Source organism: Chitinophaga sp. 10T418, from assembly GCF_056394125.1.
The window spans coordinates 1-698 of record NZ_JBFTHG010000055.1; the positions used below are offsets into that span (position 1 = coordinate 1).

A 698-nucleotide genomic window follows, 5' to 3' on the forward strand; every position below is an offset into this window, starting at 1 on the left:
GGTATTACACTCGGCACAGCAGTTACCGGCACTATCCGTAACACAGCAGGAAAGGATGCGGTGCTCACACTCAATAATGTAGGCAACACTACCGGGGTACTGGTAAATACCACTAATCCGGGTGTAGTCATTTCCACTACCGCTACCTCGCCGGTGATAGCRCCATTCACAGCGACCATCACCTTCACCGAAGCAGTGACTGGATTTACGCTGGGTGACATTACCACTACCAACGCWACYYTAAGTGCATTCCAGACAACAGATAATATCACTTACACCGTTCTCGTAACACCTGCCACAGATGGCGCAGTAACCCTCCAGGTACCCGCCAGTGTAGCCGTGAACGTGGGCAATAACAGTAATACCGCTTCCAATACATTAAGCCTCATTTTTGCAGGAACAGCTCCTGTGGTAACAGCAGTAGATGTACCTGCAAATGCCATTTACAGACTTGGCCAGGTACTCTCCTTCACCGTTCGCTTCAGTGAACCTATAAATGTTACCGGTGCTTCATCGCTGGATGTAATCATAGGCGCCACTACAAGATCCGCTACACTCGTAAGCGGCAGCGGCACCAATGCTTTACTGTACAGCTACACCGTGCAGCAGGGCGATATGGATATGGATGGTATTACACTCGGCACAGCAGTTACCGGCACTATCCGTAACACAGCAGGAAAGGATGCGGTGCTCACACT

General features: G+C 50.4%; 1 protein-coding gene. It reads left to right on the forward strand.

From position 1 onward, the window contains the following. Positions 1 to 698: Ig-like domain-containing protein (locus tag AC1DCV_RS35745; protein ID WP_477027677.1), on the forward strand; the 698-nt coding region annotated here is incomplete at both ends.